We start from the raw sequence: 25,984 nt of genomic DNA, 5'->3' as shown, positions 1-25,984 counted from the left end.
GGATTGGCCATGGATGGAGCTTCCCTCCACGCCACAGAGTGTCATGCGTCAGGCCACTATCACTACCCAGGGGGGTATGTTGTGTCCACTTCCGGACATATAGGACGCCGATTGGTCCAGCTCTACGCCGGACTCACGCTGTACGGCGTCAGTTCCGCGCTGCTCGTCGCCTCCGGCCTGGGTCTGGAGCCCTGGGGGGTGCTGCACCAGGGGCTCGCGCGGCGGACCGGGCTGAGCATCGGGGAGGTGTCGATCATCGTCGGGGCGGCGGTGCTGCTGCTGTGGATCCCGCTGCGGCTGCGCCCCGGCCTCGGCACCGTCTCCAATGTCTTTCTCATCGGCCTGGCCCTGGACGGGACGCTCGCGCTGCTGCCGCCGGCGCACTCGCTCGCCGTCCGCGTCCCGCTGATGCTCGCCGGGGTCCTGCTCAACGGCGCGGCGACCGGCCTGTACATCGCGGCGCGCTTCGGGCCGGGCCCGCGCGACGGGCTGATGACCGGCCTGCACCAGCGCACCGGACGCTCGATCCGGCTGATGCGCACGGTGATCGAGGTGACGGTGGTGGCCACCGGGTTCGCGCTGGGCGGCACCATCGGCGTGGGCACCGTGCTGTACGCCCTGTCCATCGGCCCGCTGGCCCAGTTCTTCCTGCGGGTGTTCGCCCTGCCGGCGCCATCGGGCGGCAGCACGGTCGTTGCCGGAAGGGCGCCCCGCGGGGCGATACTGCGTCGGTGACCACCGCGATACGCCACCCCTACCTCGACCATCCGGGCCCCCTCGCCTTCGCCCACCGCGGCGGAGCCGCCGACGGGGTGGAGAACACCGTGGCGCAGTTCCGCCGCGCCGTGGAACTGGGCTACCGCTACATCGAGACCGATGTGCACGCCACGGCGGACGGGCGGCTCGTGGCCTTCCACGACTCGACCCTGGACCGGGTGACCGACGGCGCCGGCCGCATCGCCGAGCTGCCCTGGTCCGAGGTCCGGCGGGCGCGGGTGGGCGGCCGCGAACCGGTGCCGCTGTTCGAGGAGTTGCTGGAGACCTTCCCCGAGGTGCGCTGGAACGTCGACGTCAAGGCGGAGCCGGCGCTGCGGCCCCTGCTGGAACTGCTGGAGCGCGCGGACGCCTGGGACCGGGTCTGCGTGGGCTCCTTCTCCGAGGCACGGGTGCTGCGCGCCCAGCGGCTGGCCGGGCCACGCCTGGCCACCTCCTTCGGCACCCGCGGGGTGCTGGGCCTGCGGCTGCGCTCCTGGGGGCTGCCGGCGGCGCTGCGCCGCTCGGCGGTGGCGGCGCAGGTGCCACAGGCCCAGTCGGGCGTCCCGGTGGTCGACCGCCGTTTCGTCCACGCCGCCCACGCGCGCGGGCTGCACGTCCACGTCTGGACGATCAACGAACCGGAGCACATGCACCGGCTGCTGGACCTGGGTGTGGATGGCATCATGACCGATCACATCGACACGTTGCGCAAGGTCATGGAGGAGCGCGGGGTCTGGGTCTGAGCCGACCGGTCACCGCCCGCTCTTGCCTTCGCAGGGGAGCGGAAGCGAGGGCACGATGGGGACCGACACCGTGCGCGCGGGGGCGGCGGACGAGACCGCCGGCCTCCGGCGCCAGCAAAGAGGCTGGTACTTCTACGACTGGGCGTACTCCGTCTATTCGGCGAGCGTCCTGACCGTTTTCATCGGCCCCTATCTCACCTCGGTCGCCGAGCACGCGGCGGACTCCGGCGGCTATGTGCACCCGCTGGGCATACCGGTGCGGGCGGGGTCGTACTTCGCGTACGCAGTGTCCCTGTCGGTGGTCCTGGCCGTGGTGGCGATGCCGCTGGTGGGCAGCGCGGCCGACCGTACGGGCCGTAAGAAGCCGCTGCTCGCGGCGGCGGCGTACACCGGTGCGGCGGCGACCACGGGCATGTTCTTCCTGGACGGCGACCGGTATCTCCTGGGCGGGGCGCTGCTCGTCGTGGCCAACGCCTCGGCGGCCGTCGGCGGGATGCTCTACAACTCCTATCTGCCGCAGATCGCCCCGCCCGAGGAGCGCGACGCGGTCTCCTCCCGCGGCTGGGCGTTCGGCTACGGCGCGGGCGCCATGGTCCTCGTCGCCGACCTGGTGCTGTACTCGGCCCACGACTCCTTCGGCCTGAGCCAGGGTCAGGCGGTGCGCATCTGCCTGGCCTCGGCGGGGCTGTGGTGGGGCGCCTTCACCGTCGTACCGCTGCGGCTGCTGCGTGACCGGCGGGCGCGGGCGGCGGGGGTGCCGGACGCCGCGCCGGAGGGGGTCCCGTCGACGGGGCTGCGGCAGCTCGCGGCCACGGTGCGGGACATGCGCCGGCATCCGCTGACGCTGTCCTTCCTGCTGGCGTACCTGATCTACAACGACGGCATCCAGACCGTCATCTCGCAGGCGTCCGTCTACGGCTCCCAGGAGCTGGGGCTCGGGCAGTCCACGCTGATCGTGGCGGTGCTGCTGGTGCAGGTGCTGGCCGTGGGGGGAGCCTTGGCGATGGGGCGCCTCGCGCGCACGTACGGCGCCCAGCGCACCATCCTCGGCTCGCTGGTGGCCTGGACGGTCACGCTCGCCGCCGGGTACTTCCTGCCCGCGAAGGCACCGGTGTTCTTCTTCCTGCTGGCCGCCGGCATCGGCATGGTCCTCGGCGGCAGCCAGGCACTGTCCCGGTCGCTGTTCTCGCATCTGGTGCCGCCGGGCAAGGAGGCCGAGTACTTCTCGGCGTACGAGCTCAGCGACCGCGGGATGAGCTGGCTCGGTCCGATGCTGTTCGGCGTGACGTACCAGCTGACCGGCAGCTACCGCTCGGCGATCATCTCCCTGGTGGCCTTCTTCGTCATCGGGTTCGCGCTGCTCGCACGGGTTCCGGTGCGGCGTGCGATCGCCGCGGCGGGGAACCCGGTACCGGAGAAGATCTAGCGCCGATTTAGCGCTCGGCACGAAAGGGCGGTAGTGTACGCGTTTGGCCTGCCAGGCGTACCGTTACTGCGCGTCAAAGATGCCGAAACGCTGGGTGACATCTGCTAGCAGATGTGACAAACCGGGCGCCTGTGGGTAGAACAAGGGGCGGCTACGACGGCGACGCATGACCCGGAACGGGACTCGGAACGGGAATCTTTACCGCCGACCGGACGTTGACCGGATGACGACGACAGCGACACCTGTCCTGTGGGCGACAAGCCCGGGAGGCACGATTCATGAGTGAGCGAGCTCTTCGCGGTACGCGCCTCGTGGTGACCAGCTACGAGACGGACCGCGGCATCGACCTGGCCCCGCGCCAGGCCGTGGAGTACGCATGTGAGAAGGGTCATCGCTTCGAGATGCCCTTCTCGGTCGAGGCGGAGATCCCGCCGGAGTGGGAGTGCAAGGTCTGCGGGGCCCAGGCACTCCTGGTGGACGGCGACGGCCCGGAGGAGAAGAAGGCCAAGCCCGCGCGCACCCATTGGGACATGCTGATGGAGCGGCGCACCCGCGAGGAACTCGAAGAGGTCCTCGAGGAGCGCCTGGCGGTGCTGCGTTCGGGGGCGATGAACATCGCCGTTCACCCCCGTGACAGCCGCAAGTCGGCATAGCGGGCACGCCGCACAGCGCACAGACACGAGACCGCGGGCGCCGTACGTTCTTCAGGGACGTACGGCGCCCGCGGTCTCGTGTGTTCCGGGGTCCCGCGGGGGTCTCGGCGGCGGGGCGTCTCAGCGGGTCAGCGGCGGGCGCCGCTCGTCCGGGTCCGGGCGGTCGGCGCGCTCCTCGCGGATGACCTCGCCCTGCACCACCTTGCCGTCGGGCCGGTGCATCCGAGCCTGCTGGAAGGCGTCGCCCAGGCTGCCCGGCGCGGCGGCCCGCAGCCGCTTCCCGAGGGTGTTCTCCGCGCGCCGGCTCACCGCCTTCTGCACCGGCGGCAGCAGCAGGAGCAGGCCGAGGGCGTCGGAGATCATGCCCGGAATGATCAGCAGCAGGCCGCCGAGCATCGTCAGTCCGTTGCCCCCGCCGCGCTTGGGGGAACCGCCCTGCTGGAGCGCCTCGTTCAGGTTCTGGAAGGCGCGTCGGCCCGCCCGCTTGATCACCACCGAACCGGCGACCACTCCGGCCACGAGCAGCAGGAAGACGGTCTCGCCGCCCGCCGCGCCCGCGACCAGGGTCAGCAGCCAGATCTCCAGCACCAGCCACGCGGCGACACCCAGCGGCAGATACCTGCGCAGCCGGGAGCGCCGGGGCCGGGCGGTGTACGGGGAGGTCGGAGCGCCAGTCGTCATACACCCAGTGTGCCTGGCGCCGGCTCAGCGCCGGATAAGGGGCTAGGAGGTGCGCTTGTCCTTGCCGGTGAGCTTGGCGATGCGGTCCCCCGCGCCCCAGGCGGTGACCCGCCACAGCGCCTCGACCAGGATGTTCTTGCTCATCTTGGAGTCGCCCAGCTCGCGCTCCACGAAGGTGATCGGCACCTCGATCACGTGGTAGCCGGCCCTGACCGCGCGGCGGGCGAGGTCGACCTGGAAGCAGTAGCCCTGCGAGGCGACCTCGTCCAGGCCCAGGCCCTTGAGGGTCTCGGCGCGGAAGGCGCGGTAGCCGCCGGTGATGTCGCGCAGCGGCAGATCGAGGGCGAGCCGGGAGTAGAGGCTGCCGCCGCGGGAGATGAACTCGCGGGACTTGGGCCAGTTGACCACCCGGCCGCCGGGCACCCAGCGGGAGCCGAGCACCAGGTCGGCGCTCTTGAGGGCGGTGAGCAGCCGTGGCAGCTCCTCGGGCTGGTGGGAGCCGTCGGCGTCCATCTCGACCAGCACGCCGTAGTCGCGCTCCAGGCCCCAGCGGAAGCCCGCGAGGTAGGCGGCGCCCAGGCCCTCCTTGCCCTTGCGGTGCATGACCTGGACGTGGTCGTCCGCGGCGGCCAGCTCGTCGGCGAGCTTGCCGGTGCCGTCGGGGCTGTTGTCGTCCGCGATCAGCACGTGGGCCTCGGGGACGGCCTTGCGCACCCGGCCGACGATGGTCTTGATGTTCTCCGCCTCGTTGTAGGTCGGGATGATCACCAAGGCCGTGCCAAGCGGACCGAACTGCCTCCCCTGGGCCTTGGCCGCGAGGGTCCCGTCGCCGTCGTTCACTGCTGCCCCTTCTGGTCGTACGCAGGCGTCCACCATAGTGGCCGCCGCCTGGGTAGACGTGACAGCTCGTCCCTATGGTGGTGTCGATTGCACAAGAGTGGGGTAAGAACGCGTGTTTCGGGATGTTCCCGGCCCGTTCGCGCCACGTTCTTTTCCTCTTCCGACTGTTCGGATGCTTCCGAACCCGGATGGGTTGCCTCCACCGTGCTGCGGATGGGGGCCCGGCGCCCTTCGGGCCGACCTGGGACCCGCTGGCTGCGGATCGACCGAGAGCCGTTGTCTACTGAGGCCGGGCCCCATCCGGGGTCACACCTGGCCGACCGGCTGGAACGCTCTCCCGCCGGCGCGGGCGCTGAGCCTGGCTGCCAGTGGCGGCACCCCGGTGCGGGGCGCCGTCCCCTGACCCAGCGGCGCGGCGGAAAGATGCGCGAACGCTTCCCGGTCGGGCGTCCGGTGGTGGACTCGGACGAACCTACCGGCCTTCCGCGTCCGACTGTCAACAGCGCTCTGACCTGTGTGTTCTCAGCGCCGCTCGGGAAGCGGTACGGAGGATGCGCAGGTCGCGCGCCAAGGCACGGTCACGGGGCGGCCCTCGCGCCGCCCCCGGAGATCACTCGCCCGGCCGTACGAAGACCGTCCGGCCGCCCACCACGGTGCGCAGGCAGCGGGGCAGCGCGGCACCCGGAGTGAGGTCGGGCAGTCCGGGGGTGCCGGAGCGGGGGTCGGTCGACCAGCGGGCCACCCGGTCGTCGGGGGCCTGCACGACCAGCTCGCCGGTGCGCCACACGGCGAAGTCGGCGGGGGCGCCGGGCACCAGGATGCCCGCGTCGTCCCGGCCGATCGCCCGCCACCCGCCGCGGGTGTGCGCGGTGAAGGCGGCACGCACGGAGACACGGTGCTCGGGGGTGTGGTGGAAGGCGGCGGCGCGGACCGTGCCCCAGGGGTCGAGCGGGGTGACGGGGCTGTCGGAGCCGAAGGCCAGCGGGACGCCGGAGCGCAGCAGGGCGGCGTACGGGTTGAGGGTGCGGGCCCGCTCGGCGCCGAGACGGCGGGCGTACATGCCGTCCTCGCCGCCCCACAGCGCGTCGAAGGCGGGCTGCACGGAGGCGATCAGACCCAGCTCGGCGAAGCCGGCCACGGTCTCGGGGGTGAGCATCTCGGCGTGCTCGACGCGGTGCCGGGCGGCCCGGACGCGGGCGAGGCCGACCTTCTCGGCGGCGGCGCGCACCCCGTCGACCACGGAGGTCACGGCGGCGTCCCCGATCGCGTGGAAGCCCGCCTGGAGGCCCGCCTCGGTGCAGGCGATCACATGGGCGGCGATGGCGTCGGCGTCCAGGTAGGCGGTGCCGCTGTGGTCGGCGTCGGCGTACGGCGCGTGCAGGCAGGCGGTGTGCGAGCCGAGGGCGCCGTCGGCGAAGAGGTCGCCCGCGGCGCCGATCGCGCCCAGCTCGCGGGCCTTGTCGACGTCCTGCTCGGCCCAGTAGCCGAGGACGCGGGGGCCGGGCAGGGTGGCGGCGAGCGCCAGCAGGCCGGTGAAGTCGTCCTCGGAGGAGATCTGCGGTCCGCCGCACTCGTGCACCGAGCCGATGCCGAGGGAGGCGGCGTGGGCCAACGCGGCGCGCTGGGCCTCCTCGCGCTGGGCGGGGGTGATGGCGGCGAAGGCGGCCGCGCGGACGGCGTGGTGGGCGTCCCTGGTCAGGGGGGCGTCGGCACGGGGCAGGTCGCCGCCGACCATGTCCAGCAGGGCGGTGGTGACGACGGCCGAGTGCGCGTCGATGCGGGAGAGGTACAGCGGGCGTCCGCCGGTGGCCTCGTCCAGCTCCGCGCGCGCCGGCGGCCGGCCACCGGGCCAGCGGGCGGCGTCCCAGCCGTGGCCCAGCAGCACGCGGTCCGCCGGGCGGGCGGCGGCGAACTCCCGGACCAGGGCGAGGGCGGCGTCCAGGGAGGGGGCGGCGGACAGATCCAGGCCGGTCAGGGCGAGGCCGGTGGCCGTGGTGTGCACATGGGAGTCGGTGAAGGCCGGCGTGACCAGGGCCCCGTCGAGATCGATCACCTCGCCCACCCCGTCGGCGAAGGCATCCGCCGCGCCCTCGGACCCGACCCAGGCGATATGGCCGGCCTCCACGACCATCGCGGTGGCGAAGGGATCGGCGGGGCTGTGTACATCGCCGTTGCGCAGGAGGAGGGTGCGGTCGCTCATAGGCGACAGTTTCCCCCGGATGGCGGGAGGCGCTGCATCGGGGGCGTGCGGCGGTGCCGTCAGACCTGTGGGGGTCGGGCCTCGTACGGGGTGGAGAGGACGACCGTCGTACGGGTCGAGACCCCGGCCAGGCTGCGCAGCCTGGCCAGGAGTTCCTCCAGTTCGTGGGGGGTGGCCACGCGGACCTTGAGGATGTAGTTCTCGTCGCCCGCGACGCTGTGGCAGGCCTCGATCTCGGGGACGCCGGCGAGGCGGTCGGCGATGTCGTCGGGGGCGCTGGGGTCGAACGGCTTCACCGAGATGAACGCGGTGAGGGGCAGCCCGACGGCCTCCGGGTCGACCACCGCGGCGTAGCCGCGGATGACGCCACGCTGTTCGAGCCGGCGCACCCGCTGGTGCACGGCCGACGTGGACAGGCCCGTGGCCTTGCCCAGGTCTGTGTAGCTCATCCGCCCGTCCTTGACGAGCAGCTGCACGATCTGACGGTCCAGCTCCTCCATGGCGCCAAAACCTACAGGGCGTTCGATCTTCTCGGACAGCCGACGGCCCTCCATGGACGGCAGTATGGTCATCTGCACGCGGCATGTGACGAACGCCACACCGTTCGAACAGGCTCCGTGATGTTCTCGTGATTACCGCCGAGAGCGGGCGGGAAGTGCTTGCTGTGGTCGTGGCCGCCGAGCCTTTCACGGCCCAGCCTTAGGGGGAGAATCCCATGCAGAGTGTCAAGCGCCCTGGTCGATCCGCGTCCAAGCGCCAGCAGCCGGTCGTCGAGCCCGAGCCGGAGGGCGTCGAACCCGACGCCTTCGAGGAGGAGCTGGACGCCTACGACACCTTGGAGATATACCGGGTGATCTGCCCGGACTGCGCCCAGCCGATCGCGCTGCTGGCGGACGAGGAAGTGCTGCCGGAGCACGCGCTGTGCGCCTCGCCGTGGAACCCGTTCGGGCTCACGGTGTGCGCGGGCACGGGCCGTTCGGCCGCCGACGCCCGCCCCGCGGACGAAACCGTCACCCCGCAGGAGCAGGACACCGCGCTGCTGCTGACGCTCCCCCAGGGTCTCGACTGGCGGACGCAGCCCTTCTCGCACGTCGGCGGGCCGGGTTCGCGCCCGATGCGGGTGCCGGAGATGCGTCGCCGGGCCGCCTGAGCCCCGCGCCCCGGACCCGGCGCCCGGCCGGACGTCGCTGGACTGACGCTCGATTCGGGCGGGCGGTGACCTGCCCGCCCGGTGCCGCGTTCTCACGGGTATGACACCCCTGCACTCGGCCACCGGGCGCCAGCTGCGCATCCTCGTCCCGCACCCCGCGGTGCCGGACCGGTCCGCCGCCGTGCAGGACCCACCCATCTACCGCGAGCTGCTGCGCGCCTGGGCCGACCGCGGCCGCACCCTGCCGGGCCACCAGGACCCGGAGTGGGTGCGGCTGGCGGCGCCGACGGTGCGTACGGGCCAATTCAGCGCGGGCCAGTTCGGTCCGGGCCAGTTAGGTCCGGGCCTGCTCAGCGGGCTTCGGGTCCCGCCACATGACGGGCGATGACCATCCGCTGGATCTGGTTGGTGCCCTCCACGATCTGGAGCACCTTGGCCTCGCGCATATAGCGCTCGGCCGGGAAGTCCGCGGTGTAGCCGTACCCGCCGAGGATCTGCACGGCGTCCGTGGTGACCTTCATGGCGGTGTCGGTGCAGTGCAGCTTGGCCATGGCCGCCTGCTTGGCGAACGGCTTGCCCGCGTCGCGCAGCCGCGCCGCGGCGAGGTACAGGGCGCGGCCCGCCTCGATCTGCGTGGCCATGTCGGCGATCATGAAGCGCAGGCCCTGGAAGTCGGCGATGGGCCGGCCGAACTGCTGTCGCCCGGTGGCGTAGCCGACCGCCTCGTCCAGTGCGGCCTGGGCGACGCCGATGGCGCAGGCGGCGATGCCGAGCCGGCCGGAGTCGAGGGCGGACAGGGCGATGGCGAAGCCCTGGCCCTCCTCCCCGATGCGGCGGTCGTCGCCGACCCGGACGCCGTCGAAGTGGACCTGGGCGGTGGGCGAGCCCTTCATGCCCATCTTCTTCTCGGGCGCGGCGGCGCCGAGGCCCGGCGCGTCGCCGGGCACGAGGAAGGCGGTGATGCCGTGCGGGCCGTCCTCGCCGGTGCGGGCCATCACGGTGTAGAAGTCGGCGATGCCGCCGTGGGTGATCCAGGCCTTGGTACCGGTGATCAGCCAGTCGTCGCCGTCCCGCACGGCCCTGGTGCGCAGGGACGCCGCATCGGAACCGGAGGAGGGCTCGGACAGGCAGTAGGCGCCGAGGAGCCCGCCGCCGAGCATCGCGGGCAGATGCTCGACCCGCTGCTGCTTGGTGCCGTAGGCGGCGAGCGCGTAGGAGGCGAGGGTGTGCACGCTGAGGCCGAGACCGACGGTGAGACGGGCCGCGGCGAGTTCCTCCAGTACCTGGAGGTAGACCTCGTACGGCTGATCGCCGCCGCCGTGCTCCGCGTCGTACGGCAGGCCGAGCAGGCCCGACTCCGAGAGCAGGGTGAAGACCTCGCGCGGGAAGCGGCCCGCGTCCTCCTCCTCGGCGGCCTTCGGGGCGATCTCACGCCGGGCTATCTCCCGGACGAGGGTGAGCAGGTCCCTCGCCTCGTCCGTCGGCAGTTGACGCTCCACCGGCTGCGGGTCGCGGTCGGACATGGCGTCGGTCTCCTCCCTGGTGGGGAACCGGCGGCACGGCCCGCGGGTCAGGGCGGCTCCGCCTGATCGTTCCGTTGCGGCCACGGTGCGCGCCCCCGGATCACGGAAGCCCGCTGACCAGCGGCTGCGCTGAGTATGCCCGAACATCGGACTCCCGTCACCAGTTAACGACCGCTCACTCCAACATTCCAGCCGGGCGCTCGCCGGGGGTGTCGTGGAGGGGTCCGCGGGGCGGGTGGGAACGCGGCCGGCACACCGTCCGCGCGGCCGGAAACCGTTCCCCCGCCGTTGACCTACTGGTCTAGTCCTCCTACGGTCCATGACCGACGCGTCAGCGCGTGCGGGTGATTCGCTCACGGATGCGAGGAGGCACGATGCGGCATTCTCAGCGGTTTCGGGTGCGGACGCTGGTCTCGGCGGTGTGTGCGGCCGTGATCGGTGCCGGGTTGCTGGTGGGGGCGGGGGCCGTCAGCGGTGGGGACGGGAGCGTCCAGCACGGCAATGCACCGGGATTGATCAAGTCCCTGGAGTAGGAGCCCGGTTCAGAGCAGGCCGAGCTGGGTGACCAGCATCGCGGTGACCACGACGAGCACCCAGCCCACCAGGTGTTCGAGGATCTTGGGCCCGTCGTCGCGGGGGCCGCCCGTGCGGACGCGGGCGGCGGTGGCGGAGTGTGCGGTCATGCGGGTACTCACAGAGGTCGGACGTGCAGAGCGGTCTCCCCCACCCGTCCGTCCACCTTGCCACCCGCGCCGGCCCGCGCGGCGATGAGCTTGCTCACATGGTCAGCGCACACCCACCGCGGCCAGGGCCTTCATCTGGTGGGCGCTCGGATGCGCCGGGAAGTAGAGGTAGCAGACCCCGCCGCTGCCGGAGACGACCGCGCCGGAGGCGTTGTGGCGCTTCGTCCGCAGCCAGATGTTCTCGAACTCCCGGCGCCGGTACACCCGTCGTACCGCGTCGTCGTCGGGCGAGGCCGGGTCGTTGGCGATCACATCGCCGTCCGCGGTGAAGCCGATCACGGTCATGAGATGCCCGGAGGTGCCGTAGCCCGCCCCGGTCAGCTCGGTGCTCAGGAACGACTGGGACGTTATGGCGGGGATGCCGGCCGCGATCAGCGTCTCCAGGTCCGTCAGCGAGGCGAGCCGGGTGACGACGCCCTGGAGGCCGTCGAAGGTCGCCGCGTAGGCCGCGTTGAACGGCCAGTTGCCGCAGCCCTGGTACTGGTAGTCGTACGTGAAGCGGGCGGCCGCGTCGACCTGCGGGTCGGCGTAGGACGGGTCGATCCAGGACAGTTGCCCGGCCGTGAGCCGGCCGCCCCAGTACTCGACGATCATCTGCGAGGAGGTCGGGCTGCACCACGCCTCGCCGCCGTTGTCGTACTGCGGGTACTGGCCCTTGTGGATCTCCTGCGAGTAGCGCGGCACCACCAGTTCCTGCGCGAGGCCGGGCGTGGAGGCCGGGACGGTGAAGCGGTCGGGGATGTCGGAGCCCATCGCGCCGAGCCGCCACACGGTCGGGGTGAGCCGCGTGCCCGGCTTGCGGTAGAGGGTGAGGCGCAGCCGGTACGAGACGAGGCGCAGCCCGGTGGAGGCGTCGTCGATGGCGAAGGTGTCGGTCCAGACGCTGCTCTTGCCGTCGCTCTGGCCGTCCACCGAGGTCCGCTTGATGTCCTGGTCCCCGGCCGCCCAGCGGCCCATCACGTACCAGGGCGTGTCGCCGCCGTCCGAGTACGTGCCGCTCAACTCCACCTGGATCCACGTGCCGTCGGGGGTGTGTGCGTTCCAGGAGGCGACGACCTCGGTGGCCGGGACGGTGAGCCGGTGGCGCGGGGCGGTCCAGGTGGCGTATTCCCAGGTCGAGGTGGTGCCGGTGTGCGGGTCGGTGTAGTCGACGGAGCCCGCGGGGGCGCCGATGACCACGCCGGGGCGGGCGCCGGAGACCGGGCGGGCGCCCCGGACGGTGCCGGTGCGCCACTCGCTGTACGTGGTCCAGGCGTGGTAGTCGATGGGGCGGGCCCCCGCCAGGCCGGTCTCCCCGGTGGCGAGGGGTGCCCGCGCGGTGGCGGTGCCCCGCCGGGCGGCGGCCGCGGCGGGCGTGGCGGTGGCGGCCACGGCGGCGGCGACCGCGACGGTCAGGACGGTTCTGCGGGACGGCTGTTGGGCTCTGCTCATGGGCGCGACTACCCCCAGGTGTCCGGTGTCGTGGCTGGATCATGTGCACGTCGTGCGCCAACTATGGGGCAGCCGCGGGGCCCCTGCCAGCACTTGGGGCGATGCCGCGCCATGAATATTGGTCTGATCCGGTGACGGCGCCGGCACAGGGCGGACAAAGGCCCCGGCCCCGGTACCGCGGAGGCGGTGCCGGGGCCGGGGCCTTTCGTGCGAGGTTCAGACGAGGTCCATGGCCGCGATCTCGTCGGGGCGGCCGTAGCTGATCGGACCCTGGAAGCGGCGGCGGGCGGTGGCGAACCACCAGACGGTGGCCACCAGCAGCACGACCACGAGGGCGATCGGCGCGTAGTTGAAGGAGTCCACGGTGATCGGGGACGCCTGCGGCAGCATGAACAGGATGCTGCTGAGCACGATCCAGACCACGGCGAGCCAGCCGACCGGCTTGCTCCAGCGGCCCAGGTTCCACGGACCGGACTCGAAGGCGTCACCGAGCCGCAGCCGCAGGAAGATCGGGACGGCATAGGCGAGGAACAGGCCGACCACGTTGACGCTGACGATCGCGGTGAAGGCCGTGTGCGACCACCAGCCGGGCACGATGAGGGCGAGCGAGCAGGCCACCGCGAGCCAGACCGCCTTGACGGGGGTACGGGTGCGCGGCGAGACCGAGTGCCACAGGCGGGAGCCGGGCATGGCGCCGTCGCGGGAGAAGGCGAAGATCTGCCGGGTGTTGCTGGTGAGGTTGGCGAGACCGCAGAAAAGCATCGCGCCGATGACGATGAGGAGCATGACCTTGGCGGTGGTCAGGCCGAGGCCGTCGATCAGGATCTGCACAGGCGGCGCGCCGTTGGCGGCCTCCTTGGCGTAGTCCTTAATGCTGTAGACCAGTGCAAGCATGAGGATGAGCCCGGTGATCGCCGAATAGCCGATGGCGCGGGTGATCCCCTTGGGCGCGTTGACCGTGGCTTGCACCGTTTCCTCGGACATGTGGAAGCTGCCGTCGAAGCCGGTGAACGTCCAGCTGGTGACCAGCAGCCCGAGCATGCCGCCGTAAAGCCCGTTCGTGAAGCCGGTGTTGTTCTCGAAATGCGTGACGAAGGACACCGACTGGTGGTGATCCGGTATCACTATGAGTGCGCCCACGATCACCACGAGTCCGATCAGCAGCCACCACACGGAAATGCGGTTGAGGACGGCGACAAGCTGGACCGTGTAGGTGTTGGCGAGCCCCTGGAGCACGATGATCAGGGCCGTGATCAGCACCGTCTGGTGGACGGTCGGCTGGTAGGAGGGCCACTGGAGCTGCACGAAGGCCTGGATGAAGGTGGCCGCCGCATAGCCGGTCGCGGCGGTGCCACCGATCTGTCCGACGAAATTCAACCAGCCCGTGTACCAGGACCAGGCGCCCTTGTGGCGCTTGGCGAGTTTACCGGCGGAGAAATAGAGGGCACCGCTCGTCGGATAGGCGGAGGCGACCTCGCCCATGGCCGCGCCGATGAGCAGCACCATGAGCGAGACACCGATCCAGCCGAACACGAGAATGCGCGGACCACCCGCGTTCATACCGAATCCGAAGGACGAGAAGATGCCCGACAGGATATTGATGATGGTGAAGGAGATCGCGAAATTGTCGAACGCCTGGAAACGGCGGGTGAGTTTCCGCGGATAACCCATCGCGTGCAGGGTCGCGTCGTCGTCGAGCACGACCGCGTCTTCTCCGCCGCGGGACTTGGCGCGGGGAGCGGACATCCGTTCTGACACAGATCGGCCTTTCTCTCGTGCCTCTCGAACGCTCGGGGGCGCTCGACGAGGGGGGACGGTTGACGAGCAAAGGGTGCTCACGCGGGTCCGGGGACGGGCAGCCCGCAGGCCCGGCGTGCTCGGGAGAGCTGTTCGGCGGGGTCGCCGAAGGCGCTCCAGGGCATGCGCGAGGCATACGGGCCCATCGCCGCGAAGACCGCGCGGGCCTCGAACTCGCGCTGGCCCATGACCAGCGCGTGCGCGAGGTAGGCCAGGTCGAGCACCGGTGTGAAGCGGTAATCGGGCACCGTGGGAAGCCAGTTGTGGTAGATCGCGAGCGCGGTGGCGCGCCACTGGGGCTGCTCCCAGACGCGGTCGGCGAGCAGTTGGGTCGGGTTGTAGCTCTCCACCAAAGCGACCAGCGGCAGCAGGCGCAGCGCCGAGTCGGCGGGCGCGCGCTGGCTGAGGAAGGCGGCCACGTCCCAGGCGGCGTTGACCGAGCCGCCGTGCCGGGCGAAGAAGGCGGAGAGGAAGCGGTGGTGGGCCTCCCGGTGCCAGGGGTCCAGGGTGAGGATGTGCGCGAACAGCCGCCAGGGGCCGGGCGGCGAGGTGAGCAGCCCCTGCGGGGCGGGGTCGCGCAGCCGGTGCAGCCGGGCCATGGCGAGCTTGGCCACCCACGGGGTGGGGTCCCGCGGGGCCAGCGCGGCGGCCCGCTCGCAGGCGGTGAGCGCTATGCGCTCCAGGGCCTCGGCGCGGTCGTCGTGCCCGTCGGCGGCGCGCAGGGCGCGCTGGACGGCGACACGGGCCCACATGAGGGCCGCCTCGGGCGAGGGCTCCTCGGCCAGCCAGCGTTCGACCAGGTCGGTGCCGGCCGCCTCGGAGGCGAGGACCAGGGAGCGGTGGGCGCGCAGGGCGAAGTCGTCGCGCGTCTCGGCCAGCGCCTCGCACGCGTGCCGATATCGCCCGGCGCGGACATCGACGCAAACGCCGGCCAGGACTCGGTCGTCGGCCGCCGGGTGCCACACATACTGCCCTTCGAATAACTCCGCGGCCATGTCCCCTGCCTTGTTCCGCACCGTGTCCCCGGCCACCGCTTCCCGCGGTAGCACAGGAGGCACCTTACTCAGCGCGGAGGAGACCCGGAACGCCGAATTCGACATATCGGTCAGGGATTCGAGAATGTTTATCGAAGGTGCGCGAAGGGACCCGGCCTGCGGTAGTCCAAGGGGTGACTTCCTTTCGTGGGGGGCCTCGGCGGGCCGCCCGCTATGCGCCGCTACTAGACTCTTTCCGGAAAACCCCCCACACCGCATCACACCTTCGGGAATCACCATTCAGCACCTCGCCGCCCGGCTGCGCGCCCTGCCGCCCTCCCTCGGACCGGTCCGGCTGATCGCCGTCGACGGGCATGCCGGCTCCGGGAAGTCCACCTTCGCCGGGCGGCTGGCAGCCGCGCTGGGCGGGGCGCCGGTGCTCCATCTCGACGACATCGCCAGCCATGACCGGCTGTTCGCCTGGACCGACCGGTTGCGGGCGCAGGTGATCGAGCCGCTGTCCCGCGGCGAGACCGCCGCCTACCTCCCCTACGACTGGGAGGCGCGCGCGTTCGGCCCCGCGCGCCCGCTGCCGCCCGCGCCGGTGGTCCTGCTGGAGGGCGTGGGCGCGGGCCGGCGTGCGCTGCGGCCGTTTCTGGCCGAACTGCTGTGGATGGAACTGCCCCGCGAGGAGGCGTGGGCGCGCGGCCGGCGGCGGGACGGGGCGGCGCAGCGGGAGTTCTGGGACGGCTGGGTCGAGGCCGAGCGCGCGCACTTCGCGGAGGACCCCACCCGCCCCCATGCCGGGCTGCTGGTGCGCCAGAGGGATCAGGGGTACGAGGTGCTGCCGGGGCCCGTGCGACCCCAGGGATCGGGCCAAGGAGTGACCCTGAGTGACGACTCCACCCCCATGTGGTGAAATGGTGAAGACTCTTGTCGGCCAACTTCCCGAAGTGCCCCAACTTCGCTTGACCGGGGGGCCGTACAGGTCTTACGTTCTCAATGTGCGGCGATGTGAAGCCGCCCGAAGACGCGAAGCCCCCGGTTGTTCCCCCGTGATCGGGGGCTTCGTTCTGCCCGCGTACCACTTTCCGGGCCGTTTGCACACCCTTGCGATCACCCTCGGTCACTGAAGCGACCGGATTCCGTCCGCTCCCACCTCGCCGAACGGCCTGTGCCGCACCCTTCGGCACGCGGTACCCGCGCGGGTACGATGCCCTTGGTGCGACCTTCGGCATCAGCCTCGCGCACCTGCAACTCCGGTCCGCGGCACGGCGGTTCGGCCGCGGCGGCCGCCGGGCGACCGTCCGGCGGTGAACCACGGGGCACGGTCTGTGGGGGACGGGATGGACTTCGGCACGCAGGGCCCCGAGGCCCCGGCCGACCTCGCCTGGCTGCGCGGGGTCGACGCCTACACCATGGGCGCGTATCCGCAGGCGGAGGAGGAGTTCCGGGCCGCGGTACGGATGGATCCGGGCATGGCCGACGGCTGGCTCGGGCTGCACGCGCTCCGGGTCGACACCACCACCGCGCTGCTGCGGATGTTCCGGCACCGCGAGCGCTTCGGCGAACAGCGCGCCCGGCACCGCCGTACGATCAACTCCTGGTACTGGCTGGGCTGGTGGGTGCAGCCGGTGCTGGAGAGCCCGCGCGATCTGCTGCTCGCGCACGCTTCGCACTGGCTGGACGGCCGGCACGTGCCCGAGCTGGACCGGGCGCTCGCCGGGCTGCCCCCCGTCGACACCGATCCCCAGGTCCGCTTCCTGCACGCCTGCCGCTCCTACCTGGTCAAGGACTGGGACCAGTTGGTACGGCACACCGACCCGCTGCTGGACGACCCCCTGCTCGGCATAGAGGCGGGGCTGTTCGGCGGCATGGCCCGTGTGCGCCTGGAGATGTACGGGCAGGCCGAGCCGCTGCTGTCGGCGGCGCTGATGCGGTGCCGCAGCGAGCAGCCGCAGCGCAAGGAGCTGCGCTACTGGCTGGCGCGGGCGCACGAGGGCACCGGCCGCTCCGCCGCCGCGCTCCCCCTGTACCGGGCCGTGCACCGGGTGGACCCCGCCTTCATGGACACCTCGGCACGGCTCGCGGCGATCGCCGAGGGGGACGGCTACGACGACGCGGCCGGCCTCGCCGCGATCACACTGACCGGCGCCGGGCAGGACACGGTGGACGGTCCGGACGGCTTCGATCCGTTCTTCGGCACCGAGGGGCGCGATCTGCGGCTGCCGGAGCCGGAGCTGCCGGCCGGGCCGCCGCCGGGCGTCGCCGAGCCAGGGGTCCGCGACCGGGGCGGGGCGCCCGGCTCGCCCCTGCCCACCGGGCCGACCGATCCCGCGCTGCTCGAACAGGCGCTCGCCGAGCTAGAGCGGATGGTCGGGCTCGAACCGGTCAAGCGCCAGGTGAAGGCGCTGTCCGCGCAGTTGAACATGGCGCGCTTGCGGGCCGGGCAGGGGCTGCCCGTGCAGCCGCCGAAGCGGCACTTCGTCTTCTCCGGGCCCTCCGGGACCGGCAAGACGACGGTGGCGCGCATCCTCGGGCGGGTGTTCTACGCCCTCGGGCTGCTCGGCGGGGACCATCTCGTCGAGGCGCAGCGGGCCGATCTGGTCGGCGAGTACCTCGGGCAGACCGCGGTGAAGGCCAACGAGCTGATCGACTCCGCGATCGGCGGGGTGCTGTTCGTGGACGAGGCGTACTCCCTCTCCAACTCCGGGTACGGCAAGGGGGACGCGTACGGGGACGAGGCGCTCCAGGTGCTGCTGAAGCGGGCCGAGGACAACCGGGACCACCTCGTGGTGATCCTCGCGGGGTATCCCGAGGGGATGGACCGGCTGCTCGCGGCGAACCCCGGTCTGTCGTCCCGCTTCACCAGCCGGGTCGACTTCCCCTCGTACCGGCCCGGTGAACTCACCGAGATCGGGAAGGTGCTGGCCGCCGAGAACGGGGACCAGTGGGACGAGGAGGCGCTGGAGGAGCTGCGGTCGATCGCCGGGCACGTGGTCGACCAGGGGTGGATCGACGAGCTGGGCAACGGGCGGTTCCTGCGCACGCTGTACGAGAAAAGCTGCGCGTACCGGGACCTGCGGCTGTCGGCATACGCGGGGTCGCTGTCCCGCGAGGACCTGGCGACACTGCGGCTGGCCGACCTGATGCAGGCGTACGGGGAGGTCCTGTCGGGCCGGGGACCGCAGGACCCGTCCCCCGCGTAGGCGCCCGGAGGGGCGCGGGGAACCGCGCGGGCGACCCGCCACCGGGCCGCGGCCGCACAGCTCCCCGCACCACTCTGGCGCGGCGAGCGCCCGTCCTACGTGGCGAGCGCCTGTTCCGACTCGCCGCTCGCCCTCGGCTCCGTCAGGCGCATGTCGGCGATCTCCCGGTGCGCCGGGTCGCGTACCTCGCCCACCAGCATCTCCAGGACGTCCTCCAGCGCCACCAGCCCCAGCACCTTCCCGGACGCGTCCGCCACCTGGGCCAGGTGCGTCGCGGCGCGGCGCATGACCGTGAGGGCGTCGTCCAGCGGCAGCTCGGCCCGCAGGGTCGTCATCGGCCGCCAGATGTTCTGCGGCACCGCCCGCTCGGAGTCCTCCAGGTCGAGTACGTCCTTGACGTGCACGTACCCCATGAAGGCGCCCTGCTCGGTGGCCGCGACCGGGAAGCGGGAGTACCCCGTGCGCGCGGTGAGCCGGACGATCTCGCCCGCAGTGACCGCGGGCGTCACCGTGACCAGCGACTCACGGCGCAGCAGGACGTCGGTGACCGGGCGGGAGCCCAGTTCCAGGGCGTCCTCCAGGCGCTCCCTCTCCTCCGGGTCGAGCAGACCCGCCTGCCCGGAGTCCTCCAGGAGCCGGTTGAGCTGCTCGCTGGTGACGACGGCCTCCACCTCGTCCTTGGGCTCGACGCGGAACAGCCGCAGCACGGCCTGGGCGACGGCGCCGAGGGACACGGTGATCGGCTTGCACACGCGGGCGAACCAGACCAGGCCCGGACTGAGCCACAGCGCCGCCTTCTCGGGCGCCGCCATCGCGAGGTTCTTCGGCACCATCTCGCCGATGACCAGGTGGAAGAAGACCACCGCGGCCAGCGCGATGACATAGCCGAGCGGATGGATCACGCCGTCCGGGAGGTGCAGCGCCCCGAACACCGGCTCCAGCAGGTGCGCCACGGTCGGTTCGGCGACCGCACCGAGCGTCAGGGAGCACACGGTGATCCCGAACTGCGCGGCGGCCATCATCTGCGGCAGCCGCTCCAGGCCGTACAGCACCTGCCGGGCGCGGGAGGTGCCGAGCGGTTCGATCTGGCTGCGGCGCACGGAGACGAGCGCGAACTCGGCGCCCACGAAGAAGCCGTTGGCCAGCACCAGCAGCGCGGCGAGGACCAGTTGGAGCACGCTCATCGCGCGGCCTCCGCGAGGTTCGCCGCCGGGGCCGTCCGGACCAGGCGGACCCGTTCGGCGCGGTAGTGGCCGACCTGGCGGACCGCGAGCCGCCAGCCGGGCAGCTCGGCCCGGTCGCCGGGGGCCGGGATCCGGCCGAGCAGGTCGGCGACGAGTCCGGCGACCGTCTCGTACGGCCCCTCGGGCACCTCCAGGCCTATGCGCTGGAGGATGTCGACCCGGCAGCTGCCGGCCACGTCCCAGGCGGGCCTGCCGTCCTCGGGCGGGGCGGCGACCAGCTCGGGCACGTCCTTGGCGTCGTGCTCGTCGCGGACCTCGCCGACCAGTTCCTCGACGATGTCCTCCAGGGTGACCACGCCGGCCGTGCCGCCGTACTCGTCCACCACGACCGCGATGGGCTGTTCGCTGCGCAGCCGGGCCAGCAGGGGCTGGACGGGCAGGGTCTCGGGGACCAGCAGCGCGCGGCGGGCGATGCGGCCGACCGGGGTACGCAGCCGGTCGTGCGCCGGGACGGCGAGAGCGTCCTTGAGGTGGACCATGCCGACGATCTCGTCGATCTTCTCCCGGTAGACGGGGAAGCGGGACAGACCGGTGGCGCGGGTGAGGTTGACCACGTCCTCGGCCGTGGCCGAGTCCTGGAGCGCGCTGACCTTCACGCGCGGGGTCATGACGTGCTGGGCGGTCAGCTCGCCCAGCGACAGGGTGCGTACGAACAGGTCGGCGGTGTCCTGCTCCAGGGCGCCGGCCAGTGCGGAGTGCCGGGCCAGGGAGACCAGTTCGCCGGGGGTGCGGGCGGAGGCCAGTTCGTCGGCGGGTTCGACGCCGAGGGCGCGGACCAGCCGGTTGGCGACCGTGTTGAGCGCGGCGATCACCGGCCGGAACAGCCGGGAGAAGTGGTGCTGGGGGCCCGCGACGAAGCGTGCGACCTGGAGCGGCCGGGAGACCGCCCAGTTCTTGGGCACCAGTTCGCCGATCACCATCTGGATCGCGGAGGCCAGCAGCATGCCGACGAGCACGGCGGCGCCGGAGGCGACACCGGACGGCAGGCCCAGCGCGGCGAACGGGGCGCCGAGCAGCCGGCCCAGGGCGGGTTCGGCGAGCATGCCGACGACCAGGGAGGTGATGGTGATGCCGAGCTGGGTGCCGGAGAGCTGGAAGGAGAGCTCCTTCAGCGACTCCACGACCGTACGGGCGCGCCTGTCGCCGTCGGCGGCGGCCTTCTCGGCCTCGGGGCGCTCGACCGTCACCAGGCCGAACTCGGCGGCCACGAAGAATCCGTTGGCCAGGATCAGCAGGAACGCGGCTGCGAGGAGCAGCAGGGGGGTGGTCACGATGCCGCCGCCTCCCCGGTATGTCGGGTGGGGGCGGCGCAGGTACTACAGGACGATCCGTCCATCGCCGGAGGGATTCACTCCTCGGGTCGCAGGAACCCCTGGCGCCGGGGCGGCACACAGGGGCGGAGGTGCGATCGGCGCGACCTCCGCCCACCCAGATTAATCAAGACGGGGCCGGACGGGCAGGGTGGGCGACCCGCAGTCGGCCCCGAGTCAGCCCTGATCTTCCCCCAGGCGGACGGCCGAGTGGGCCTCGGCGAGCGCCCGCAGCGCCCTGGCGTCGGCGATCGCGCGCTGCTTGGCCATGCCCGGCTGGATGCCGAGCGCGGGCAGGCTGGTGCCGTCGCTGAGGTTGAGGAACACCCAGGGATCGCCCGGACGGAGGTTCACCTGAAGGATCTCCGCCCAGTCCAGGCGCCGCTTGCTGGCGATGTTCACCACGGTGACGCCGCTCTCGTCGGCGACGACCTTGATCCGGGCCAGCTGGGCGAGCACCCAGAAGATCAGCGCCCCGGTGAGCACGAAGCTCAGCCGCTCCCCCGGACCGAGGCCGTCGAGGAACAGGGCGACCCCGGAGATGGTGAGGAAGATCGCCACGGCGGCGGTGAGCAGGATCACGCGGGTGTGGCCCGGCCGGAAAGTGACCGGCAGGGTGGGCAGGTCGGACATCACGTACCCCTCAGAGGCGGCAGGCGTGGATGGCCGTGGTCAGGATGGCGCGGGCGCCGATGGCGTAGAGGTCGTCCATGATCCGCTGCGCGTCCTTGGCGGGGACCATGGCGCGGACGGCGACCCAGCCCTCGTTGTGCAGCGGGGAGACGGTCGGGGACTCCAGGCCGGGGGTGAGGGCGACGGCCTTCTCCAGCTGCTCGACCCGGCAGTCGTAGTCCATCATCACGTACGTCCGGGCGACCAGGACGCCCTGGAGGCGGCGCAGGAACTGCTGCACCTTGGGTTCCCCGGCGTCCGCGCCGGTGCGGCGGATCACGATCGCCTCGGACTTCATGATGGGCTCGCCGAAGACCTCCAGGCCCGCGTTGCGCAGGCTGGTGCCGGTCTCCACGACGTCGGCGATGACCTCGGCGACACCCAGTTCGATCGCGGTCTCCACGGCGCCGTCCAGGTGCACGACGGAGGCGTCGACGCCGCTGTCGGCGAGGTGCCGGCCGACGATGCCCTCGTACGAGGTGGCGACCGTACGGCCCTTCAGGTCCTCGACGCCGTTCGCGGTGCCCGGCCTTCCGGCGAAGCGGAAGGTGGAGCGGGCGAAGCCCAGCGGGAGGATCTCCTCGGCGTCCGCGCCGGAGTCGACCAGCAGGTCGCGGCCCGTGATGCCGATGTCGAGGCGGCCGGAGGAGACGTAGATCGCGATGTCGCGGGGGCGGAGGTAGAAGAACTCGACCTCGTTGCCCGGATCGACGATCCGCAGCTCCTTGGACTCGCGGCGCTGGCGGTAGCCGGCCTCATGCAGCATGTCCGCCGCAGGGCCGGACAGGGAACCCTTGTTGGGGACGGCGATGCGCAGCATGAGGACGGCTTCCTTTGCGGTGAAGGGGGTTGGTGCGGTGTGCCGCGGCAGGGCGCGGCGGTGCGGCGGGTCGGTCAGAGGTGGGCGTAGACGTCGTCCAGGGAGATCCCGCGGGCGACCATCATCACCTGGACGTGGTACAGCAGCTGGGAGATCTCCTCGGCTGCCGCCTCCTTGCCCTCGTACTCGGCGGCCATCCAGACCTCGGCGGCCTCTTCGACGACCTTCTTGCCGATGGCATGGACCCCCTTCCCGACCAGTTCGGCGGTGCGGGAGGTGGCGGGATCGCCGTGGGCGGCCTTGTGCTGGAGCTCGGTGAAAAGCTCCTCGAACGTCTTCTTGGACATGGTGGTCCTCACCCTACGCGCTCCGGCCGGTGCCTCAGTGCCAGGGTTCGGATACCGAACGCAGCGTCGCGGCCGTGGCGACCGCCGCGATCACCGCCTCGTGGCCCTTGTCCTCGCTGGAGCCCTCGATGCCGGCCCGGTCCAGGGCCTGCTCCTCGGTGTCGCAGGTGAGCACGCCGAAGCCGACCGGCACGCCGGTCTCCACCGAGACCTGGGTGAGGCCCTGGGTGACGCCCTGGCACACGTAGTCGAAGTGGGGGGTGCCGCCGCGGATGACGACGCCGAGGGCGACCACCGCGTCGTAACCGCGCGCGGCCAGCACCTTGGCGGCGACCGGCAGCTCGAAGCTGCCCGGCACCCGGATCAGGGTCGGCTCGTCGATCCCCAGGTCGCCGAGGGCGCGCAGGGCGCCGTTCACCAGACCGTCCATCACCTTCTCGTGCCACTGCGCCGCGATGACGGCGACCCTGAGGTCGCCCGCGTTGCGTACGGACAGTTCCGGTGCACCCTTGCCGCTCACGTCTCTCCTAAGTGCCTTCTGATTCGACTGGTGTTGCTTGCCCGCTGGTTTTGGCGCTACTGGTTCGGGCAGGTGGCCGGGGTGTCCAGCCAGGGCAGGTCGTGGCCCATGCGGTCCCGCTTGGTGCGCAGGTAGCGCAGGTTGTGCTCGCCCGCCCGGACCGGCATCGGTTCGCGCGCGGCGACCTCGACCCCGTGCCGCTCCAGCGCGTCGGCCTTGTCGGGGTTGTTGGTCATCAGGCGGACGCTGTGCACGCCGAGGTCGGCGAGGATCTGGGCGCCGGCCCCGTAGTCGCGGGCGTCGGCGGGCAGACCGAGCTCCAGGTTGGCGTCGAGCGTGTCGCGGCCCTGCTCCTGGAGCTCGTAGGCGCGCAGCTTGGACAGCAGGCCGATGCCGCGGCCCTCGTGTCCGCGCAGGTAGACCACGACGCCGCGGCCCTCCTCCTGGATGCGGGCCAGCGAGTCGTCCAGCTGGGGGCCGCAGTCGCAGCGCAGCGAGCCGAAGACGTCGCCGGTGAGGCATTCGGAGTGCACCCGGACCAGGACGTCCGCGCCGGTGCCGAGGTCGCCGTGGACGAGGGCGACGTGTTCGACGCCGTCGACGGTGGAGCGGTAGCCGTACGCCGTGAAGGTGCCGTGCCGGGTGGGCAGCAGGGTCTCGGCCTCGCGGCGGACGGTGGGCTCGGTGCCGCGGCGGTAGGCGATCAGGTCCTCGATGGAGATGATCGTCAGGCCGTGCTTGCGGGCGAACGGGATCAGCTCGGGCAGCCGCAGCATCCGGCCGTCCTCGCCGGCGATCTCCACGATGGCGCCGGCCGGGCGCAGGCCCGCGAGCCGGGCGAGGTCGACGGCGGCCTCGGTGTGCCCGTTGCGCTCCAGGACGCCGCCGGGCCGGGCGCGCAGCGGGAAGACATGGCCGGGGCGCACGAAGTCGGCGGGCCCGGCGGTGCCGCTGGCGAGCAGCTGGAGCGTGGTGGCGCGGTCGGCGGCGGAGATGCCGGTGGTCACGCCGTGCGCGCCGGAGGCGTCCACGGAGACGGTGAAGGCGGTCTTCATCGACTCGGTGTTGTCCTCGACCATCTGCGGCAGCCGCAGCCGGTCGAGTTCCGCGGCCTCCATCGGGGCGCAGACCAGGCCCCGGCATTCGCTCATCATGAAGGCGACGATCTCGGGGGTCACCTTCTCGGCGGCGATGACGAGGTCGCCCTCGTTCTCCCGGTCCTCGTCGTCGACGACGATCACGGGACGCCCGGCGGCGATGTCGGCGACGGCCTGCTCGACGGGGTCGAGAGTGAACTCCTCGATGCCGTCACCGTCGTAGGAGTAGGAGTAGGGGTCGTAGAGCGGGGTGGCCGAGGTCATGCCGGTGCTCCTTCCAGAACGGGCCGCGGGCTCTTGCGGGAGCGCAGCCACCAGTCGCGCATGCCCCACAGGACGAGTGCGCCGTAGATGACGTAGACGAAGCCGGAGAAGGCGTAGCCGTTGGCGAAGTTGAGGGGGACGCCGACGAGGTCGACCAGCAGCCAGGCGAACCAGAACTCGACCATGCCCTTGGCCTGGGCGTACATCGCGACGACGGTGCCGACGAATATGTAGGCGTCCGGCCAGGGGTCCCAGGACAGCTCCGGGAACGCGGTGAACAGCAGGGCCACGGCGACGGTGCCAATCGCGGCGGCGCCGAGCAGCGCGGCGCGCTCGCGCCAGGTGGCGAAGCGGGGGGAGATGTGGCCGTCGCCGGCCTGGCCCCGGCCGCGGTTCCACTGCCAGAAGCCGTAGAGGGCGACCACCATGACGACGGCCTGCTTGCCGGCGCTGCCGGTGAGATGGCCGTAGAAGGCGGCGAAGAGGACCAGACCGGAGACGAACTGCACCGGCCAGCTCCACAGGGAGCGGCGCCAGCCGAGGACGAGGCCGATCAGGCCGAGGATGTTGCCCGTCATGTCGGACCACAGGATGTGCTGCCCGAAGAGGGTGAACGCCACGGTGTTGAGGGAGTTCACCGGCCGGCCCCCTGACCGGCCGCGAGCAGCCGCTCGACGTACTTGGCGATGACGTCCACCTCGAGGTTGACCGGGTCGCCGGGCTGTTTCACGCCGAGCGTGGTCAGGGCGAGGGTGGTGGGGATGAGGCTGACGGTGAAGGAGTCGGGGCCCGCGTCCACGACGGTGAGGCTGATGCCGTCGACGGTGATGGACCCCTTCTCGACCACGTAGCGGGCGAGGTGGGCGGGCAGGGAGATCTTCACGATCTCCCAGTGCTCGGAGGGCTTGCGCTCCAGGATCTCGCCGGTGCCGTCGACATGGCCCTGCACGATGTGGCCGCCGAGGCGGGCGCCGACGGCGGTGGGGCGTTCGAGGTTGACGCGGGAGCCGGTGGTGAGCGCGCCCAGGCTGGAGCGGTTCAGGGTCTCGGCCATGACGTCGGCGGTGAACTCGTCGCCCTCGTGGTCGACGACGGTGAGACAGACCCCGTTCACGGCGATGGAGTCGCCGTGCCGGGCGCCGTCGGTGACGACGGGGCCGCGGAGCCGGAAGCGGGAGGCATCGCCGAGGTTCTCGACGGCGGTGACTTCACCCAGTTCTTCGACGATTCCGGTGAACACTTCCCGGGTCCTCCTGCCTCATGGGGCACGGACTCCGGGGCCTGTCGATGACGACAGAGTCTACGGATGAGCACACGAGCCGGGACGTCGCCGAAGAGGCCCGTCCGGATGCGGACGAGACCGGAAACGGCGGCGCGCACACGGAACGCATGCCCGCCCGCCGCGCACTGCCTCCCATCCGGACTTTAACCGTCGGTCCAGGAATTTCACCTGGTCAACCGGTCGCTGGAGGCGACCGGGTCGCGGACTGTAACCGCCGGTTCGGACTTTCACCGACCCCGGAGTGCGCTGCTTCTGGTACAGGGCCAGTGTGCCACGCCGGGTGGCCGCGCCGACAGGGGGTC

The 25,984-nt window shown here is 71.8% G+C and carries 25 protein-coding genes and 1 riboswitch; of the genes, 7 read left to right on the top strand and 18 right to left on the bottom strand.

Annotation, left to right across the window (positions count from 1 at the left end; all coding sequences use genetic code 11):
* Positions 1-111: 111 nt before the first annotated feature.
* The 4 genes from yczE to ACZ7EC_RS25920 all read left to right on the top strand — a co-directional run bounded on the left by yczE (position 112) and on the right by ACZ7EC_RS25920 (position 3,578).
* Positions 112-735 carry a membrane protein YczE gene (gene yczE / locus ACZ7EC_RS25935; protein ID WP_471066145.1) on the top strand — a complete coding sequence of 208 codons (624 nt, stop codon included), beginning with the start codon at positions 112-114 and terminating at the stop codon, positions 733-735.
* The gene (locus tag ACZ7EC_RS25930; RefSeq protein ID WP_471066143.1) at positions 732-1,499 is read left to right on the top strand and encodes a glycerophosphodiester phosphodiesterase; all 768 of its coding nucleotides are present in this window, start codon (positions 732-734) and stop codon (positions 1,497-1,499) included. The genes yczE and ACZ7EC_RS25930 overlap by 4 nt, the downstream gene beginning before the upstream one ends.
* 55 nt (positions 1,500-1,554) lie before the next feature.
* Positions 1,555-2,925 (top strand): MFS transporter, encoded by a 1,371-nt coding sequence (locus tag ACZ7EC_RS25925; RefSeq protein ID WP_471066141.1) that lies wholly within the window; start codon positions 1,555-1,557, stop codon positions 2,923-2,925.
* 278 nt (positions 2,926-3,203) lie between these two features.
* A complete protein-coding gene (locus ACZ7EC_RS25920) occupies positions 3,204-3,578 on the top strand; it encodes an RNA polymerase-binding protein RbpA (protein WP_003977404.1) in 375 nt (124 codons plus the stop codon).
* Positions 3,579-3,698: 120 nt separating this feature from the next.
* On the opposite strand, the gene fxsA is transcribed toward ACZ7EC_RS25920, so the two are convergent.
* The 4 genes from fxsA to ACZ7EC_RS25900 all read right to left on the bottom strand — a co-directional run bounded on the left by fxsA (position 3,699) and on the right by ACZ7EC_RS25900 (position 7,799).
* The gene (fxsA, locus tag ACZ7EC_RS25915; protein WP_471066140.1) at positions 3,699-4,259 is read right to left on the bottom strand and encodes an FxsA family membrane protein; all 561 of its coding nucleotides are present in this window, start codon (positions 4,257-4,259) and stop codon (positions 3,699-3,701) included.
* A gap of 42 nt (positions 4,260-4,301) precedes the next feature.
* On the bottom strand, positions 4,302-5,099 hold the full coding sequence (locus ACZ7EC_RS25910) for a polyprenol monophosphomannose synthase (RefSeq protein ID WP_471066138.1): 798 nt from the start codon (positions 5,097-5,099) through the stop codon (positions 4,302-4,304).
* 610 nt (positions 5,100-5,709) lie between these two features.
* Positions 5,710-7,299: an amidohydrolase gene (locus ACZ7EC_RS25905; protein WP_471066136.1), complete on the bottom strand. Its 1,590-nt coding sequence runs from the start codon at positions 7,297-7,299 to the stop codon at positions 5,710-5,712.
* Between the two features lie 59 nt (positions 7,300-7,358).
* Positions 7,359-7,799, bottom strand: coding sequence for an Lrp/AsnC family transcriptional regulator (locus ACZ7EC_RS25900; protein WP_471066211.1), 441 nt, complete (start codon positions 7,797-7,799; stop codon positions 7,359-7,361).
* Between the two features lie 215 nt (positions 7,800-8,014).
* On the opposite strand from ACZ7EC_RS25900, the gene ACZ7EC_RS25895 reads away from it, so the two are divergent.
* A complete protein-coding gene (locus ACZ7EC_RS25895) occupies positions 8,015-8,449 on the top strand; it encodes a hypothetical protein (protein WP_471066134.1) in 435 nt (144 codons plus the stop codon).
* 350 nt (positions 8,450-8,799) lie between these two features.
* On the opposite strand, the gene ACZ7EC_RS25890 is transcribed toward ACZ7EC_RS25895, so the two are convergent.
* From ACZ7EC_RS25890 to ACZ7EC_RS25870, 5 genes are all read right to left on the bottom strand, one after another.
* Positions 8,800-9,972, bottom strand: coding sequence for an acyl-CoA dehydrogenase family protein (locus tag ACZ7EC_RS25890; RefSeq protein ID WP_471066132.1), 1,173 nt, complete (start codon positions 9,970-9,972; stop codon positions 8,800-8,802).
* Between the two features lie 542 nt (positions 9,973-10,514).
* On the bottom strand, positions 10,515-10,655 hold the full coding sequence (locus ACZ7EC_RS25885) for an SCO1431 family membrane protein (protein WP_471066130.1): 141 nt from the start codon (positions 10,653-10,655) through the stop codon (positions 10,515-10,517).
* Between the two features lie 102 nt (positions 10,656-10,757).
* Positions 10,758-12,146 carry a peptidase C39 family protein gene (locus tag ACZ7EC_RS25880; RefSeq protein ID WP_471066128.1) on the bottom strand — a complete coding sequence of 463 codons (1,389 nt, stop codon included), beginning with the start codon at positions 12,144-12,146 and terminating at the stop codon, positions 10,758-10,760.
* 216 nt (positions 12,147-12,362) lie between these two features.
* On the bottom strand, positions 12,363-13,904 hold the full coding sequence (locus tag ACZ7EC_RS25875; protein ID WP_471066126.1) for an amino acid permease: 1,542 nt from the start codon (positions 13,902-13,904) through the stop codon (positions 12,363-12,365).
* A gap of 77 nt (positions 13,905-13,981) precedes the next feature.
* Entirely contained in the window at positions 13,982-14,938 is a 957-nt protein-coding gene (locus tag ACZ7EC_RS25870) for a hypothetical protein (RefSeq protein WP_471066124.1), read from the bottom strand.
* Between the two features lie 277 nt (positions 14,939-15,215).
* On the opposite strand from ACZ7EC_RS25870, the gene ACZ7EC_RS25865 reads away from it, so the two are divergent.
* Positions 15,216-15,836, top strand: a complete 621-nt coding sequence (locus tag ACZ7EC_RS25865) for a uridine kinase family protein (protein WP_471066209.1) — start codon at positions 15,216-15,218, stop codon at positions 15,834-15,836.
* Between the two features lie 427 nt (positions 15,837-16,263).
* Entirely contained in the window at positions 16,264-18,126 is a 1,863-nt protein-coding gene (locus ACZ7EC_RS25860) for an AAA family ATPase (RefSeq protein ID WP_471066122.1), read from the top strand.
* A 95-nt stretch (positions 18,127-18,221) separates the two neighbouring features.
* On the opposite strand, the gene ACZ7EC_RS25855 is transcribed toward ACZ7EC_RS25860, so the two are convergent.
* From ACZ7EC_RS25855 to ACZ7EC_RS25815, 9 genes are all read right to left on the bottom strand, one after another.
* Positions 18,222-19,310: a hemolysin family protein gene (locus tag ACZ7EC_RS25855; RefSeq protein WP_471066120.1), complete on the bottom strand. Its 1,089-nt coding sequence runs from the start codon at positions 19,308-19,310 to the stop codon at positions 18,222-18,224.
* Positions 19,307-20,641 (bottom strand): hemolysin family protein, encoded by a 1,335-nt coding sequence (locus ACZ7EC_RS25850; RefSeq protein ID WP_471066118.1) that lies wholly within the window; start codon positions 20,639-20,641, stop codon positions 19,307-19,309. The genes ACZ7EC_RS25855 and ACZ7EC_RS25850 overlap by 4 nt, the downstream gene beginning before the upstream one ends.
* A 216-nt stretch (positions 20,642-20,857) precedes the next feature.
* Positions 20,858-21,313 carry a PH domain-containing protein gene (locus tag ACZ7EC_RS25845; RefSeq protein WP_471066116.1) on the bottom strand — a complete coding sequence of 152 codons (456 nt, stop codon included), beginning with the start codon at positions 21,311-21,313 and terminating at the stop codon, positions 20,858-20,860.
* A 10-nt stretch (positions 21,314-21,323) separates the two neighbouring features.
* The gene (gene hisG, locus ACZ7EC_RS25840) at positions 21,324-22,172 is read right to left on the bottom strand and encodes an ATP phosphoribosyltransferase (RefSeq protein ID WP_471066114.1); all 849 of its coding nucleotides are present in this window, start codon (positions 22,170-22,172) and stop codon (positions 21,324-21,326) included.
* A gap of 74 nt (positions 22,173-22,246) precedes the next feature.
* The gene (locus tag ACZ7EC_RS25835) at positions 22,247-22,519 is read right to left on the bottom strand and encodes a phosphoribosyl-ATP diphosphatase (RefSeq protein WP_007491392.1); all 273 of its coding nucleotides are present in this window, start codon (positions 22,517-22,519) and stop codon (positions 22,247-22,249) included.
* Between the two features lie 34 nt (positions 22,520-22,553).
* Positions 22,554-23,039 carry a 6,7-dimethyl-8-ribityllumazine synthase gene (gene ribH / locus ACZ7EC_RS25830; RefSeq protein ID WP_397986959.1) on the bottom strand — a complete coding sequence of 162 codons (486 nt, stop codon included), beginning with the start codon at positions 23,037-23,039 and terminating at the stop codon, positions 22,554-22,556.
* Between the two features lie 56 nt (positions 23,040-23,095).
* A complete protein-coding gene (locus ACZ7EC_RS25825; RefSeq protein WP_471066111.1) occupies positions 23,096-24,400 on the bottom strand; it encodes a bifunctional 3,4-dihydroxy-2-butanone-4-phosphate synthase/GTP cyclohydrolase II in 1,305 nt (434 codons plus the stop codon).
* Positions 24,397-25,038, bottom strand: coding sequence for a nicotinamide mononucleotide transporter family protein (locus ACZ7EC_RS25820; protein ID WP_471066110.1), 642 nt, complete (start codon positions 25,036-25,038; stop codon positions 24,397-24,399). The genes ACZ7EC_RS25825 and ACZ7EC_RS25820 overlap by 4 nt, the downstream gene beginning before the upstream one ends.
* Positions 25,035-25,640 carry a riboflavin synthase gene (locus tag ACZ7EC_RS25815; protein WP_471066108.1) on the bottom strand — a complete coding sequence of 202 codons (606 nt, stop codon included), beginning with the start codon at positions 25,638-25,640 and terminating at the stop codon, positions 25,035-25,037. Before ACZ7EC_RS25815 ends, ACZ7EC_RS25820 begins: the two co-directional genes overlap by 4 nt.
* A 160-nt stretch (positions 25,641-25,800) precedes the next feature.
* A riboswitch (FMN riboswitch) is annotated at positions 25,801-25,931 on the bottom strand.
* Positions 25,932-25,984 lie beyond the last annotated feature (53 nt).

Source organism: Streptomyces sp. NPDC037203 (genome assembly GCF_055605065.1).
This window is presented reverse-complemented; position numbering and strand designations above follow the sequence as displayed.